Annotated in this window: 12 protein-coding genes; 2 read left to right on the forward strand and 10 right to left on the reverse strand. The window is 68.0% G+C overall.

Annotated features, from left to right (window positions below):
* Window positions 1–23: 23 nt before the first annotated feature.
* The 5 genes from KZ686_RS21580 to KZ686_RS21600 all read right to left on the reverse strand — a co-directional run bounded on the left by KZ686_RS21580 (window position 24) and on the right by KZ686_RS21600 (window position 4836).
* Window positions 24–410, reverse strand: coding sequence for a Zn-ribbon domain-containing OB-fold protein (locus KZ686_RS21580; protein WP_226106233.1), 387 nt, complete (start codon window positions 408–410; stop codon window positions 24–26).
* Window positions 410–1564, reverse strand: coding sequence for a thiolase family protein (locus KZ686_RS21585; protein WP_150082835.1), 1155 nt, complete (start codon window positions 1562–1564; stop codon window positions 410–412). Before KZ686_RS21585 ends, KZ686_RS21580 begins: the two co-directional genes overlap by 1 nt.
* A 1-nt stretch (window position 1565) precedes the next feature.
* Window positions 1566–2780 carry an ABC transporter substrate-binding protein gene (locus KZ686_RS21590; protein WP_226106354.1) on the reverse strand — a complete coding sequence of 405 codons (1215 nt, stop codon included), beginning with the start codon at window positions 2778–2780 and terminating at the stop codon, window positions 1566–1568.
* 95 nt (window positions 2781–2875) lie between these two features.
* Entirely contained in the window at window positions 2876–3928 is a 1053-nt protein-coding gene (locus tag KZ686_RS21595) for a cyclase family protein (RefSeq protein ID WP_226106232.1), read from the reverse strand.
* 71 nt (window positions 3929–3999) lie between these two features.
* A complete protein-coding gene (locus tag KZ686_RS21600) occupies window positions 4000–4836 on the reverse strand; it encodes an IclR family transcriptional regulator (RefSeq protein ID WP_150082832.1) in 837 nt (278 codons plus the stop codon).
* Window positions 4837–5098: 262 nt separating this feature from the next.
* Here KZ686_RS21600 and KZ686_RS21605 point away from each other — a divergent pair, with 262 nt between their 5' ends.
* On the forward strand, window positions 5099–5353 hold the full coding sequence (locus KZ686_RS21605; protein ID WP_265633620.1) for a helix-turn-helix domain-containing protein: 255 nt from the start codon (window positions 5099–5101) through the stop codon (window positions 5351–5353).
* Window positions 5346–6620, forward strand: coding sequence for a type II toxin-antitoxin system HipA family toxin (locus KZ686_RS21610; protein ID WP_265633621.1), 1275 nt, complete (start codon window positions 5346–5348; stop codon window positions 6618–6620). Before KZ686_RS21605 ends, KZ686_RS21610 begins: the two co-directional genes overlap by 8 nt.
* Window positions 6621–6669: 49 nt before the next feature.
* Here KZ686_RS21610 and KZ686_RS21615 read toward each other — a convergent pair whose 3' ends face one another.
* From KZ686_RS21615 to KZ686_RS21635, 5 genes are all read right to left on the reverse strand, one after another.
* Window positions 6670–9477 (reverse strand): molybdopterin-dependent oxidoreductase, encoded by a 2808-nt coding sequence (locus tag KZ686_RS21615; RefSeq protein ID WP_370639500.1) that lies wholly within the window; start codon window positions 9475–9477, stop codon window positions 6670–6672.
* Between the two features lie 76 nt (window positions 9478–9553).
* Complete coding sequence (locus tag KZ686_RS21620) at window positions 9554–10783, reverse strand: NAD(P)/FAD-dependent oxidoreductase (protein WP_265633622.1); 1230 nt, start codon at window positions 10781–10783, stop codon at window positions 9554–9556.
* The gene (gene nirD, locus KZ686_RS21625; protein WP_187829076.1) at window positions 10780–11133 is read right to left on the reverse strand and encodes a nitrite reductase small subunit NirD; all 354 of its coding nucleotides are present in this window, start codon (window positions 11131–11133) and stop codon (window positions 10780–10782) included. The genes KZ686_RS21620 and nirD overlap by 4 nt, the downstream gene beginning before the upstream one ends.
* Window positions 11134–11241: 108 nt before the next feature.
* Entirely contained in the window at window positions 11242–13848 is a 2607-nt protein-coding gene (nirB, locus tag KZ686_RS21630; protein WP_265633623.1) for a nitrite reductase large subunit NirB, read from the reverse strand.
* Window positions 13849–13936: 88 nt separating this feature from the next.
* Window positions 13937–15289, reverse strand: a complete 1353-nt coding sequence (locus tag KZ686_RS21635; protein ID WP_265633624.1) for an MFS transporter — start codon at window positions 15287–15289, stop codon at window positions 13937–13939.
* Between the last annotated feature and the right edge of the window lie 213 nt (window positions 15290–15502).

The following is a 15502-nucleotide window of genomic DNA, read 5'->3' on the forward strand; positions in this document are numbered from 1 at the left end:
GTTTCGTCCGCCCTTCCGGCTCACTACTCCCGCTGGAATCGCAACAGCGTCTGCGCCCCATGCCGGAAAAACCCGGCGCGCACACGGTCGCCGATCGCCACGCCGGGCTCGGCATGGCCCATCACGCGCGGCCCTTCGTCGAGAGTGGCCAGCACCAGCGTGTACGGGACCAGCGTGCGGAAGCTGTCGTCCGGCGCGCGCGCAACCGCGGTCACGGCGTAGACGGTGGCCACACCGGCGGCATCGCGCCAGGCGAGCCGGACGCTGCCGCAGCGCTGGCAGGCATGGCGCTCCAGCGATTGCGCCGCGCCACAGTCGCCGCACGACTGGTAGCGAACGCGGCCCGCTTCCAGGCCTTCGGCATAGGGATGAAGCCCTTCGGGCAGGGCGGATTCGGCTGAGATCGCCATCACAGGGCCTCCAGCACCAGGCTGACATGGGACGACAGCACGCCGCCATCGGCATGGAACAGCGCGCGGCGACGCGGACCGATCTGGCGGTCGCCGGCACGTCCGGCAAGCTGCCGCGTCGCCTCGGCCAGATGCATCAGGCCGCCCGCGACGCCGGAATGGCCGAACGCGAGCAGGCCGCCATGGGTATTGAGCGGCAGCGCGCCATCGACATCGAAGTCGCCGGCCAGCAGCCGCGCAGGCGCGCCGCCTCGCGGCGCCACGCCGATCTCCTCGAGCAGCATCAGCAGCGTGATGGTGAACGAGTCATAGATCGCCAGATAGTCGAGGCCATCGACCCCGATGCCGGCCTCGCCAAGCGCGCGCGTGGCCGCTTCGCCGGCGCCGGTCGTCATCACGCTGTCGATCGCGCATAGATGCTGATGGCGATGCGCCTGTCCCGCGCCGGCGATGCGCACAGGCCGGCCGGGCCCCGGCTCCGCCGAGACCACCAGCGCCACCGCGCCATCGGAGATCGGGCAGCAGTCCGACAGCAGCAGCGGCGTCGCTACCGGCTTGGCGGCGCACGCGGCGGCCGCGGTCAGCGGCTCGCGCAGATGTGCGTCGGGGTGGGCGCCGGCATGCTTGCGCATCAGCACCGCGAAATCCGCCAGCGCGTCGCGTGGCAGGCCGGTCTCCATCAGATAGCGCGAGGCCAGCAGCGCGTAGTACGCCGGCACCGAGGCGCCGTTGGGCACTTCGATCTGCGGCTCGCCGACCTGGGCCAGCGTCTGCACCGATTGGTCGCGGCTCTGGCCGCTGAGGCGGTTCTCGCCAGCCACCACCAGCACATGGCGGCAGCGGCCGGCACGCACCAGTTCGCGCGCCAGCATCGCCATCGCCCCGCCGGTGGCACCGCCGGCGGCCATGCCGTGCGCATAGGCGGGTTGGAGCGACGCGTATTCGCAGAAGCGGTCGGCCAGCATCAGATGCGGCAGCGTGGTCGCGTAGCCGCACAGCACGCCATCGATCTCGGCGCGCGACAGTTCCGCCTCGGCCAGCGCGGCATCGGCGGCCTGCGCCATCAGCGTCAGCGGCGTGCTGCCCGCGAGCCTGCCGAAGCGCGTATTGCCGGCGCCGCGCAACCAGGCGCCGCGTTGAAGGGAGTCGCTCATGTCAGCGCTTGAGCAGCGGGCACTTCGACTTCGACGGCGGGATGAAGGCCTGGTCGCCGGGCACCGTGGCGAGGACCTTGTAGTAGTCCCATGGATATTTCGATTCGGCCGGCGTCTTCACCTCGAACAGGTACATGTCGTGCACCATGCGTCCGTCCTCGCGGATACGGCCATTGGCGGTGAAGAAGTCCTGGATCGGCATCGCCTTCATCTGCTTCATCACGGCGGCGGTCTCATCGGTGCCGGCCGCCTGCACCGCCTTCAGGTAGTGCATCACCGACGAATAGACGCCCGCCTGGCTCATGTTGGGCATCTTCTTGAGCTTGTCGAAATAGCGGCGCGACCATTTGCGGGTGGCGTCGTTCATGTCCCAATAGAAGGCCTCGGTCAGTACCAGCCCCGCGGCGGTCTTCAGCCCGATCGCATGGATGTCGTTGATATAGAGCAGCAGGCCGGCCAGCTTCTGCTTGTTGTCGCGCGTCAGGCCGAACTCGTGCGCGGCCTTGATCGCGTTGACGGAGTCGCCGCCCGCATTGGCCAGGCCCACCACCTGCGCCTTGCTCGCCTGCGCCTGCAGCAGATACGAGGCGAAGTCGCTGGCGCCGATCGGATGGCGCGCGGCGCCGAGCACCTTGCCGCCGGCCTCGGTGACCACGGTGGTGGCCGAGTCCTGCAGCGTGTGCCCGAACGCGTAGTCCGCCGTCAGGAAATACCATGTCTTGCCGCCGCGCTGGACCATCGCACGCGCCGTGGTATTGGCGAGCGCATAGGTGTCGTAGGCGTAGTGCACCGAGATCGGCGTGCACAGGTCGTTGGTCAGACGCTCGGTACCGGGGCCGGAGAACACCACGATGCGGTTCTTCTGCTTGGCGACTTCGAGCACGGCAAGCGCGGGCGCCGACGCCGCGACATCGAGGATCGCGTCGACCCGGTCGGTGTCGAACCATTCGCGCGCCTTGTTGGCGGCGATGTCGGCCTTGTTCTGATGATCGGCGACCACCAGTTCGATCTTGCGGCCGAGCACCTTGCCGCCGAAGTCGTCAATCGCCATCTGCGCGGCGGTGGCGCTGCCGCGGCCGGTCACATCGGCATAGAGGCCGCTCATGTCGAGGATCAGCCCGATCTTGACCAGATCGTCGGAGAGGGTGGCCTTGGGCTGGGCCTGAGCCTGGGCGTAGGCGGTGCCGCCGAGCGACAGCGCGCATGCGCCCAGCATGCCGGCGAGCGTGCGGGAAACAAGGCCGGCAATGCGCCGGCGTGCGGGAAATGGCTTCATATCGTAGGTCTCCTCCGGATCGTTGGTGTCGCCACTCAGACGGTGGCGATCGGCGTGGTGGGCGAACCGACCGCCCCGGGCAGGCGCAGCGGCGGCGCCGTCAGCATGAAGCGGGTGCGGCCGTGCTCGCGCAGCCATTGCGCCAGGTCGCGCAGATACCAGAGCTCGCCCAGCGGCAGGCCAAGCTTGAACAGGCAGTGGTGGTGCAGCGGCAGCAGCGGATGCGGGCCCGGGCCGCTGGCCGGCTGCGCCGGATAGCGCTCGACCGCGTAGTTGTCGGCGATCAGCGCGGCGATGCCGGCGTCGGTGATCCACTGCAGCAGCTTGTCGTCGCGTCCATTCAGCGCGCTGCAGCTGTGGTGCAGCACGTTCTCGTCGGGCTCGCGCTGCATCGACAGCACCACCTCGGCGAAGCCGGTGCGCAGCAGCAGCATGTCGCCGCGCTCGACTTCGACGCGGTCCGCCTCCATCGCGCGCATCAGCTCGTCGTAGCCGATATCGCGGAAGTCGGTGCCGTAGCAGTGCGCCAGATCGACCAGCACGCCGCGGCCCTGCATGCCCTTGACGGCGAAGTTTTCGATGCCGAGCGCGCGCGCCTCGCTGTGTTCGTGATTGCAGCCGTGCGCGGCGAAATGATCGTCGTCGGCATAGTCGACCGGACCGACGATATGCTCGTTGGCGCGATAGCCGTTGTAGTAGACCCGCTCGGCGCGGCCGTCGCCGTCGGCATCGAACAGCGCGCCGACGTGGGCCAGCGAATCCCATTGCGTCGAGTACTGCAGCGACAGCAGGACCTGGTCGTCGCTGATCACGTCGGTGGCCTCGGGGTCGACCTTGGCCAGCGGGAAATTGACGTAGGGCAGGTCGTCGCGGAAGGTCGGACGCAGCACCGGCGGATGGCGGCGCGGATTGAGCTTGTTGCCGCCGGGATAGTCGAGCGGCAGCGACAGGCAGAAGCTCAGGCCCGCCTGGACCTCCTGCGCGGCCTTGCGTACCTGCTCGGCGCCGATCAGATTGAGCCGCCCGATCTGGTCGTCGGGCCCGAAGTCGCCCCAGGTGGAGCCCTGCGGACGTTGTTTCCAGCGCATGCCTGATGTCTCCATATCCGTGGTCCTTTTCTTGTTGAGGGTCGTGCAGAGGGACTGCCGCGCCGTCTCGGCTACGGCGTATCGGCCGGCGACAGCGTGGCGCCGCCCGTGCGTGCCGCGGTGCCGCGATGCGGCCAGCGGTCGGGCAGCGACGCCTCGATGGCGCCGAGATTGGCAACGATGCCGTCGGCCTCGCGCCGCAGCGCCTTGGCCATCGCGGCCTCACGTTCGGTGATGCGCTCGTTCAGTGCGGCGATGCTCAGCGCGCCGAGCGGATAGCCGTCCGGGCCCGGCAGGGCGATCGCGATGCCGCCCATGCGCTCGACCACCACATCGAGCAGCACCGCATAGCCCCGTTCGCGCGTCGCTTCGACATGGCGCAGCAGCGCGGCCGTGCTCAGCCGCGGATAGCGCTTGAGCGCCGGCGCCACGCAGCGCAGCACCGCATCGATTTCGTCGTCGGGAAGGGCGGCCAGCAAGGCCAGGCTGCCGGCGCCCACGCCGAGCGGGCGGCGGCTGCCGATATCGAGATAGTTGGCGCGGATCGGGAAATTGCCGAAGCGCAGTTCGGTGCAGACCGATTCCCAGCCGCTCGGCACCGACAGGATGGCGGTGTCCTCGAACGCGCAGGCCAGGCGGATCAGCGCGGGACGGGCGAGCGGGCGCATGTCGAGACGCCGCAGCGCGGCCGCCCGCAGCACCAGCCATTCGGGGCCGGGGCTGAAGGCCTTGGTGGCAGGATCGCGCGAGACCAGCCCTTCGGCCGCCAGCGTGTCGAGCAGCCGCAGCGCCGACGCCTTGTCGACGCCCGACGCCTGCGCCAGGTCGGTCAGCCGCGTATTACGCGGATCCGACAGCGCCCGTAGCAGCTGGCAAGCCTTGCGCAGCGACGATCCCTGCGTCGTCATCCGGCCGTCTCCCTGTTCTGGTCATTTTGCGGAATGAAACCGCAGATGCCGTTATAGGGCGGCTAGAGGGCCGCGTCATTTTGCGGCGCGTCAAAGTTTCGCGGGATGAAACTTGTGGGCATGTCATTCGTTCGTTGCCGACTGGCGTTGTCGGGGACAGTGTTCCAACACGAAGCCATGCCGACAGAAAACCGTCCCCGAGGTTCGTTTTTTTGTACATTTCCCTATAATCGAACAACAAAAGTCCGGTATTTTTGACATCATGCACACTGCGTACACCCCACAAGAGCTTGGTCAGCTGATCCGAAGCACACGTAGGGCGGTCGGCACCACCCAAGCGGAGATGGCCGCCGCGTTGCAGGTGCGCCGTCAGACGATCGCTGAATTGGAAAGGGGTGGGAACGTAGGTATGCACGTGATGTTCAACGCCCTGGTCTATTTGGGTAAAGGGATCGCCATCGCAGATGCGCGTCCCACGGCCGAGGCGTTGCGAGCCATGTTGGACGACGATGAATGACAAGCTGAAACGCCTGCAGGTCACCACCCCTCAAGGGATTTCGGGCACGATCGACAAGGAGTCCCGTTATGTCTTCAATTACACGGCGACGGAGCGCGAATGCGAGGTTGCACTGGGCATGCCCATTCGCGCCGAAAGCTACGGCAGCGCCGTCTTGCATCCGATCTTTGCGATGAACCGGCCCGAGGGCTATTTGCTCGAACGCATTCGACATCGCTTTGGAAAGCTCATGCAGCTCGACGATATGCGCCTGCTCGCGCTGACCGGCGAGAACCAGATTGGACGCCTGCGCTACGAGGTACCGGGTAGCGGGGTCAAGCGTTCCAAGGCGTCGACGGTGGGCCTCTCCACAGTCCTGGAGTCCGACGCGTCGACCGACTTGTTCGAGTATCTCGTCGACACCTATCTGCAATCCGGCATTAGCGGAATTCAGCCCAAGGTCATGATTCCGGACGCGGACAAGGACAGTACGGCGCTGGTCGAGCGCGCGACGTTGATTGCCCCCGACCTGATAGTCAAGGCCAGCGGCGAAGGCTATCCGTATCTGGCGCAGAACGAGTTCTTGTGCATGGAGGCAGCTCGGCGGGCCGGCATCTCGGTGCCTCAGTTCTGGCTGTCCCAGAGCGGCGCGCTGTTCGTGATGGGGCGCTTCGATATGGCGGAGGAGCGGCAGCTCGGCTTCGAGGACATGGCCGTGCTAATGAACAAGACCGCCGAAGAGAAATACCTCGGCGCGTACGAACATATCGCGAAGGTGATCAATGTCTATTGCGGGCCGAACGCGCCGGACAGCTGCAGGCGGTTCTTTGACTATCTCGCCTTGACGGTGATGGTGCGCAATGGCGATGCACACCTGAAGAACTTCGGGTTGCTCTATCGGGACCCTCACACGAGCGCACCGGAGCTTTCACCGCTTTACGACGTGGTAACGACCACCGTGTACAAGTACCAGAATCGGTACGGTGTGGAGCTGACCGACCGCGAACTGGCACTCAAGCTCGCGAAATCGAGGCGCTATCCGGACCGCAAGACGCTGCTCGATTTTGGCAGGAACGTTTGTGGAGTCGCCAATCCAGAGCAGGCCCTGGAGCGCATCGGCGATGCAATGAGCGACACGCTGCAGGCCGATTTCCCCGGAATCGACCCCAAACTGTTGAAGGCCCTGCGCAAGGAATGGGACGGCGGTCGTCTTGCAATGGCGCCTGACCACGTCTATCAGCAGGCAGCCATCAACCATCTGTCCGGCTCGCACCCGGAATCGATTTGAATCAGGGGCCTGCAGATACGGCGGATCAGCGGGCCGCTCCCGATGCGAACTACCCCGCAAACACCGGCTCGTCCCGATCCACCTTTGCCGCGGCCAGCAGGGCGTTCAGTTCGGGCACGCACGATCCGCAGTTGCCGCCGGCCTTGACGCAGGCGGTGATCTCGGCCGCGCTGCGCAGGCCGTGTTCGCGAATCGCGTCGCAGATGGTATTGCGGCCGACGCCGAAGCACGAGCAGACGGTGGGGCCGGCATCGACGCCCGGCTGGGCGGCCTGGCCGATCAGCAGGCCGATGCGGTCGTCGTCAATGAGCCGGTCCTTGGCGAACAGGCTGCCGAGCCAGGCCCGGGCCGGCAGGTCGGGCCGCGTCGAGACGTAGACGCAGGCCTGCAGGCGGTCGTCGACGACCAGGGCGGCGTGGTAGACGCCGGCGGAACGGTCCTCGTACTCGATCCAGTCGGCCTCCGGGTCGGCCGCACCGAGCAGCTGCCGCGCCCACGCAGCGCGATCGGCGACCGACTCACGGCCGGCGAACTCATAGCGCTGGAACTGCCGGCCGGTCACGCGCGTCCACCAGGTCAGCGCGCCGCAGTCCAGCGTGTCGCGCGCCAGCGCGAAGCCGTGCCACGAGACCGGAAAGGGGTCGATGCGGACCGGCGTGTGCTTGAACTCGGGCTCGCCGGACACCGGATCGACCACCGGATTGACCAGCGCGCCGACGCGCGCGTCGGAACTGAACTGCCCGTTCCAGTGGATCGGCACAAACACGCTGCCGCGCGGAATGCCGCCGCCATGGCGCACGCGTACCACCATCGCGCCCCAGCGCGTCGACACCCGCGCGAGGCGGCCTTCGCCGACGCCGCACAGCAGCGCGTCCTGCGGATGCATGTCGACGAAGGGTTCGGGCAGATGCTCGGCCAGGCGCGCCGACTTGCCGGTGCGGGTCATCGTGTGCCATTGGTCGCGCACGCGGCCGGTGTTCAGGATCAGCGGATAGTCCTCGTCGGTAGCGTGGACGGGTTTGCGCGGCGCGGTGGCGACGAAGCGCGCGCGCCGGTCCGGATGCGAGAAGCCGCCGTCGGCGAACAGCCGTGTCGTGCCATTGCCGTTGCCGCTGGCGCGCACCGGCCATTGCACCGGTTGCAGCGTGTCGTAGCCGTGGGCGTCCAGGCCGGCCAGGCCGCCGATGTCGAAGGCGCGCGGGACCGTGTCTTCCCTGCGGGCATGGCCGTTCTCGTTGCTTTCGTGGCTGTCGTTGCTGTCATTGCGGTATGCCGACAGCCGCGCATGCTCGTCGAAGATCTCGCGCGGCGATCCATAGTCGAAGCCGGCAAATTCCATCCGGCGTGCGACCTGGCAGACGATCCACCAGTCGGCGCGGGCCTCGCCGGGCGCGGGAAGGAAGGCGCGCTGGCGCGAGATGCGCCGCTCCGAATTGGTCACCGTGCCGTCCTTTTCGCCCCACCCCAGCGCCGGCAGCAGGATATGCGCGCTGTCGTTGGTATCGGTGCGGGTGACGATGTCCGACGCGATCACCAGTTCGCAGCGCTGCAGCGCGCGCCGGGCCTGGTCGGCGTCGGGCAGGCTGACCACCGGATTGGTGGCCATCACCCACACCGCCTTGATGCGGCCCTGTTCGATCGCCTCGAACAGCTCGACCGCTTTCAGCCCGGGACGATCCGCGATGGCCGGCGCATCCCAGAAGGTCTGCACCAGTTCGCGATGGCGCGGCTCGGTCAGCTCCAGATGGGCGGCCAGCATGTTGGCCAGGCCACCGACCTCGCGTCCGCCCATCGCGTTCGGCTGGCCGGTCAGCGAGAACGGGCCCATGCCGGGCTTGCCGATGCGGCCGGTCAGCAGGTGGCAATTGATGATGCTGTTGACCTTGTCGGTGCCAGCCGACGATTGATTGACGCCCTGCGAGTACGCGGTAACCGTACGTGGGGTCTCGGCGAACCATTGGTAGAAGGTCAGCAGATCGGTTGGATCGACCTTGCAGGCGCGGGCGACGGCAGCCGGATCGGCCTCGCCGGCGGCGGCCTGCAACGCGGCCGCCAGCGCGTCGTCGCCATCGGTATGCGCCTGCACGAACTGCGCATCGATGGCGCCTTCCCGGTGCAGATGATGCAGCAGGCCGTTGAATAGCCAGACGTCGGTGCCCGGCCGTATCGGCAGGTGCAGGTCGGCGAGATCGCAGGTGGCGGTGCGGCGCGGGTCGATCACCACCAGCTTCATCTGCGGGCGTTCGGCCTTGGCCCTGGCCAGCCGCTGGAACAGGATCGGATGGCACCACGCGGTGTTCGAGCCGACCAGCACCACCAGATCGGCCATCTCCAGGTCCTCGTAGCAGCCGGGCACGATGTCCTCGCCGAACGCGCGCTTGTGGCCGGCCACCGCCGAGGACATGCACAGCCGCGAGTTGGTATCGATATTGGCCGTGCCGATGAAGCCCTTCATCAGCTTGTTGGCGACGTAGTAGTCCTCGGTCAGCAGTTGCCCGGAAACATAGAGGGCGACCGACTCGGGGCCGTGGCGCGCGATGATGTCGCGCAGGCCCGAGGCCGCGCGATCGAGCGCCTCGTCCCACGACGCGCGCCGCAGCGTGCCGTCGGCCGCGCGCAATTGCGGATGCAGCAGGCGCTCGTTCAGGTCGACGGTTTCGGCGAGCGCCGAGCCCTTGACGCACAGGCGTCCCGCGTTGGCGGGATGCGAGGGATCGCCGGCGACCTCGACGGTGCCGTCGGCGTGCCGCTGCGCGCGCACGCCGCAGCCGACGCCGCAGTAGGGGCAGGTGGTCTGCACGCTCGCCACCGGCGTGGACGGCGCCGCGGCGTCTTCCGCGGCGCCATCTTGCGTGATGGCGCCCGCGGCGATGGCGACTGGAATATCGGAGAGTTTCACACCTTGCCCCTTGCTGGCTTGCTGCTGTGCGCGATCACGCGGCTACCGCCTCGCACTGTGCCTTGCCGAACAGCAGCCGGTTGCGCATCGCGCCGATCGGCGTGCCGTTCTGGATCAGCTCGAAATACCACGGACCGTCCTGCACGTCGCCGTACAGCACGGCGCCCGCCAGCCGGCCCTGTTGCAGCACCAGGCGCTTGTAGACGCCGCGGCGCGGGTCGCGCAGCACCAGGTCCTCGCTGTCCTCGCCGCCGACGATGTCGCCGGCCGAGTACAGCTCGACGCCGCTGACCTTCAGCCGCGTGGCCGTGGCCTGCTGGACATAGCGGCGGTGTCCGGCACCGGCCAGGTGCGCGGCGCACACGCGCGCCTGATCCCAGATCGGCGCCACCAGCCCGAAGGTGGCCTGGCGGTGCTGCACGCATTCGCCGACGGCATAGATGCGCGGGTCGTAGGTCTGCAGCGTGTCGTCGACCACGATGGCGCGCTCGCAATGCAGGCCGGCGGCGCGGGCCAGCTCCGCGTTCGGACGCACGCCGGCGGCCATCACGACCAGATCGGCGGGAATCCGCGCGCCGTCGGCCAGGCGCACGCCGGTGACACGCTCGTCTCCAAGGATCTCGCTGGTATTGGCGCCGAGCAGGATGCGCAGGCCGCGCCGTTCCAGCGTGCGCTTGAGCAGCGCGGCGGCGTTGGCGTCCAGCTGGCGATCCATCAGCGCATCGCCCAGATGCAGCACGGTGACGTCCATGCCCTGGCGCAGCAGGCCGTTGGCCGCCTCCAGCCCGAGCAGCCCGCCGCCGATCACCACGGCATGGCGATGCGCGCGTGCCGCCGCCAGCATGGTCTCGACATCCTGGATGTCGCGGAACGCGATCACGCCGTCGAGCTGGTGTCCGTGGACCGGGACGATGAAGGGACGCGAGCCGGTCGCCAGCAGCAGCCGGTCGTAGCGGACCTCCTTGCCGGACTGCGAACGCACCAGCCGGCGCGCGCGATCGATCGCCACCACCGGATCGCCGGCCAGCAGCGTGATGCCATGGCGCGCATACCACTCGCGCGGATGCAGCATGATGTCGTCGACGGTCTTTTCCCCGGCCAGCACCGGCGACAGCAGGATGCGGTTGTAGTTGCCGTGCGGCTCGGCGCCGAACACGGTGATGTCGTACAGGTCGGGCGCCAGCGCCAGCAGCTCCTCGACGGTGCGCATGCCGGCCATGCCGTTGCCGACCACCACCAGGCGGGGCTTGTCGGTTCGCGTCATGCCGCCACCCATACCTTGCCGTCGTAGACGCGCGCCGGATAGGCGGGCACCGAATGCTCCGGCGCCTCCAGGCATTCGCCGGTGCGCAGGTCGAAATGCTGCTTGTAGATCGGCGAGGCCACCACCAGCCGGTCGCCGAGGTTGCCGACCAGACCACGCGACAGCACCGAAGCATCGGCGTTCGGATCGTAGTTGCCGATCGCGAAGACCTGGTTGTCCGGGCCGACGCGGAACACCGCGATCTGCTGATACCCGACCAGTGCGCAGACGCCGGTGTTCGGCACGATGTCGCGGAGCGCGCAGACCGCGGTCCACTGTTCGGAAGAAGCGTGCGTGGCAGACTGGCTCATGATGGTTTCCTCGGCTGCGTAGGGCATGGCGGCTGATGTGGCGACTGACGTGACGACAGATGTGGCGGCTGACGTGGCTGGTGTCGTTCGGCTGGCGAAAGGGTCCGGTTACGCTACCGGGTCCGCCTCGGCGATCCGATCCATGCGGACCAGCGGCACCGCCACCGGGCGCTGCGCCGGCATGCCGCCGCCAGCGCCGCGTTGCAGCTTCCGTTCCTCTGGCGTGGCCGGACGGATCTGGCCGCGCTCCTGCACGAACACGACATGCTCGTCCCCTCGCTCGCTGTTGACGAAATGGTGGAAGCGCTGGCGCGTCTGCGGATCGGTGACGGCCTTCTTCCATTCGCACTCATAGGTATCGACCACCAGTTGCATCTGCGCCTCGAGCTCGGCCGCGATGCCGAGGCTGTCGTCGACGACGACGGCCTTCAGGTAGTCGAGGCCGCCTTCGAGGTTGTCGCGCCAGACGCTGGTGCGCTGCAGTCGGTCGGCGGTGCGCACGTAGAACATCAGCACGCGGTCGATGTAGCGGACCAGCGTGTCGCGATCCAGATCGCTGGCCAGCAGCTCGGCATGGCGTGGCTTCATGCCGCCGTTGCCGCAGACGTACAGGTTCCAGCCCTTGTCGGTCGCGATCACGCCGATGTCCTTGCCCTGCGCCTCGGCGCATTCGCGCGTGCAGCCGGACACGCCGAACTTGATCTTGTGCGGCGCGCGCAGGCCCTTGTAGCGGTTCTCCAGGTCGATGGCCAGACCCACCGAATCGCCGACGCCATAGCGGCACCAGGTCGAGCCGACGCAGGACTTCACGGTGCGCAGCGACTTGCCGTAGGCGTGGCCCGATTCGAAGCCCGCTTCGATCAGCTCTTCCCAGATCAATGGCAGCTGCTCGACGCGCGCGCCGAACAGGTCGACGCGCTGGCCGCCGGTGATCTTGGTGTAGAGGCCGTACTTCTTGGCGACGCGGCCTACCGCGATCAGTCCGTCGGGCGTGACCTCGCCGCCCGGCATGCGCGGCACCACCGAATAGGTGCCGTCCTTCTGGATATTGGCCAGGAAGTAGTCGTTGGAGTCCTGCAGGCTGGCGTGCTCGGGCTTGAGCACGAATTCGTTCCAGCACGAGGCCAGGATGCTGGCGACGGTCGGCTTGCAGATGTCGCAGCCCTGGCCCTTGCCGTGCGCGGCCAGCAGCGCGTCGAAGGTGCGAAAGCCGCCGACGCGGACCAGGTGATACAGCTCCTGGCGCGAGTAGGCGAAGTGCTCGCACAGGTGGTTGTTGACCGCCAGGCCCTGCTTCTTCATCTCGGCCTTCATCAGCTGCGTGACCAGCGGCACGCAGCCGCCGCACGCGGTGCCGGCCTTGGTGCAGGACTTCAGCGCGCCGATGCTGGTGGCGCCGTCGCCGACCGCGGCGCAGATCTGGGCCTTGGAGACGTTGTTGCAGGAGCAGATCTGCGCGCCGTCGGGCAGTGCATCGACCCCGAGGCCGGGTCTGGCCTTGCCGTCGGAGGGCGGCAGGATCAGGAATTCGGGCGATTCCGGCAGCGGCATGCGGTTCAGCATCATCTGCAGCAGCGTGCCGTATTCCGCCGCATCGCCGACCAGCACGCCGCCGAGCAGATAGGTGCCGCACTCGGACACCACCAGCTTCTTGTAGACCTCCTTGCGCTCGTCGGCGAACTGGTAGACGCGCGCGCCGGGGGTGTGGCCGTGCGGGTCGCCGAGGCTCGCCACGTCCACGCCCATCAGCTTGAGCTTGGTGCTCATGTCGGCGCCGGTGAAGGCGGCCTCGTCGCCGAGCAGCTGGCTCGCGGTCACGCGGGCCATGTCGTAGCCGGGCGCGACCAGGCCGAAGATCTTGCCCTGCCACAGCGCGCATTCGCCGATCGCGAAGATGTCCGGGTCGGAGGTGCGGCACTGGTCGTCGATCACGATGCCGCCGCGCTCGCCGACCGCCAGGCCCGCCGCGCGCGCCAGTTCGTCGCGCGGACGGATGCCGGCCGAGAACACGATCATGTCGGTGTCCAGATGCGTGCCGTCGGCAAAGCGCATCCGGTGCGTACCGTCCTCGCCGTCGACGATCTCGACGGTGTTCTTGCCGGTATGCGCGGTGACGCCCAGCGCCGCGATCTTCCGCCGCAGCATCTGGCCGCCGCCGTCGTCGACCTGCACCGCCATCAGCCGCGGCGCGAACTCGACCACGTGGGCCTCCAGACCCATGTCGCGCAGCGCCTTGGCGCATTCGAGGCCAAGCAGGCCGCCGCCTACCACCACGCCGGTGCGCGAGCGGGCGCCGCACTCGCGCATCGCTTCCAGGTCCTCGATGGTGCGGTAGACGAAGCAGTCCGCGCGATCGCGGCCCGGCACCGGCGGCACGAAGGGATAGGAGCCGGTCGCCAGCACCAGCTTGTCGTAGTGCAGCGTCTCGCCGGTCGACACGGTGACCGTGCGCGCGGCGCGGTCGATCGCCGTGGCGCGCGCGTTCAGCCGCAGCGCGAAGCCGGTCTCGTCGAAAAAGCCGGGCGCGACCAGCGACAGGTCCTCGGCGCTCTTGCCCGCGAAGAACTCGGACAGGTGCACACGGTCATAGGCCGGGCGCGGCTCCTCGCACAGCACGGTGACCTGCAGGTTGGGGCCGCCTTCGTCGCGCGCCTGCGCCAGGCATTCGAGCAGTTTGTGGCCGACCATGCCGTGGCCGATGATGACGAGCTTCATGATGCGTTCCTTGTTCGTGGGCGCCTGCGTGGGCATCTGTTCTTGCGTTCCGGTCCGTTCTTGTGGGCAGTGGGGCGGGCGGGATCGGCTAGCTGGCGAGCGCGCTTTCCAGCAGCGCCTGCTCACGGGCCTTGTGCTCGGCCGAGAAGCGCACCGCCACCGCGCACAGCGCCGACAGCACGACCAGCACGCCGAGCACCATCAGCGTTTGCTGCAGGCTGCCCAGGCTCTTCATCAGCAGGCCGGCGGCCACCGCGCCGACGTTGCCGCCCGCGCCGATGATTCCGGACACGCCGCCGAGCGCCTTGCGATCGATGAAGGGCACCAGCGCATAGGTGGCGCCGCATGCCATATGGGTGAAGAGACCAAAGGCCAGCATCGCGATCACCGCCAGCGCGACCGAATTCGACTGCGAGAACCACAGCAGGCCCAGGCCCTCGCCGAGCATCAGCACGAACAGCAGCGTGGTGCGGGCGCTCAGGCCATGGGTGCGCGCGACCTTGTCCGAGGCCCAGCCGCCCAGCGCGCGGGCGAACAGCGCCAGCAAGCCGAAGCTCGCGGCGGCCAGGCCCGCGGCCTTCAGCGACAGCTCGAACTTGTCGACGAAGTACATTGCGGCGACGTTGTGGATGAAGATCTCGACGCCGAAGCAGGCGCCGTAGGTCACGAACAGCAGCCACACGCGATAGTTGGCGCTGGCGGCGACGAAGCTGGCCCAGCCGCCTTTCTTGCCGCCGTCGATGGCAATGCCCTGCGCGCGCAGTTCGGCGTAGTTGCCCTGCGGGCAGTCCTGCGTGAAGCGCCAGTACAGCGCGGCCATCAGCAGCATCGCGACGCCGGGCACCAGCAGCGCCACGCGCCAGCCCATCGCCTCGCTGACGCCGAGCATCAGCACGCCGGCCAGCAGCAGCGGCATCAGCCCTTGCGCGGCGCCGCCGCCGGCATTGCCCCAGCCGGCCGAGGCGGCGTTGGCGGTGCCGACCACGTTGGGCGCGAACATCACGGAGGTGTGGTACTGCGTGATCACGAAGCTCGCGCCGATCGCGCCGATCAGCAGCCGGAAGAACAGGAAGGCCTCGTAGGTCTGCGCCATCGCCACGCCCAGCACGGGAATCGCGCCGAGCACCAGCAGGCCGGTATAGGCCTTGCGCGGGCCATAGCGGTCGCACAGCGGACCGATGATCAGCCGCACGAGGATCGTCACCGCGACGGCGGCGATATTGATGTTGGCGACCTGGTCGGGCGTCAGGCCGAACTCGCCGCGCAGCATCGGCATCAGCGGCGCGCAGGCGAACCAGGCGAAGAAGCAGATGAAGAACGCCATCCAAGTCATATGGAAGGCGCGCATCTGTGGCGTGCGGAAGGTGAACAGCGCGATGCGGGTCGCTTTGCCTTGCGCGCTGGAATTCAGGCTTGCATCGGGGCTGGGGGTCGCTGCCATGCTTGGCTCCAAGAAAACAAAAGGCGTCCCGAGAGCCGAGGCGGGAATGCGATCGGTTCAGGGGACGCCGTTGTCCTGACGCCGGCGGTAAAAACCGCCGACGCGCTGTGTGTCTGGAGCGGGCCGCCGTTGGTCCGCTCGCGTCACAATTCAGCAAGCGGCATGCCAGGGGGTTTTGTGCTGTGGGATGCAGAAACGGCGCTGCCGCGGCGC

Source organism: Cupriavidus cauae (assembly GCF_026210475.1).
GTDB lineage: Bacteria > Pseudomonadota > Gammaproteobacteria > Burkholderiales > Burkholderiaceae > Cupriavidus > Cupriavidus cauae.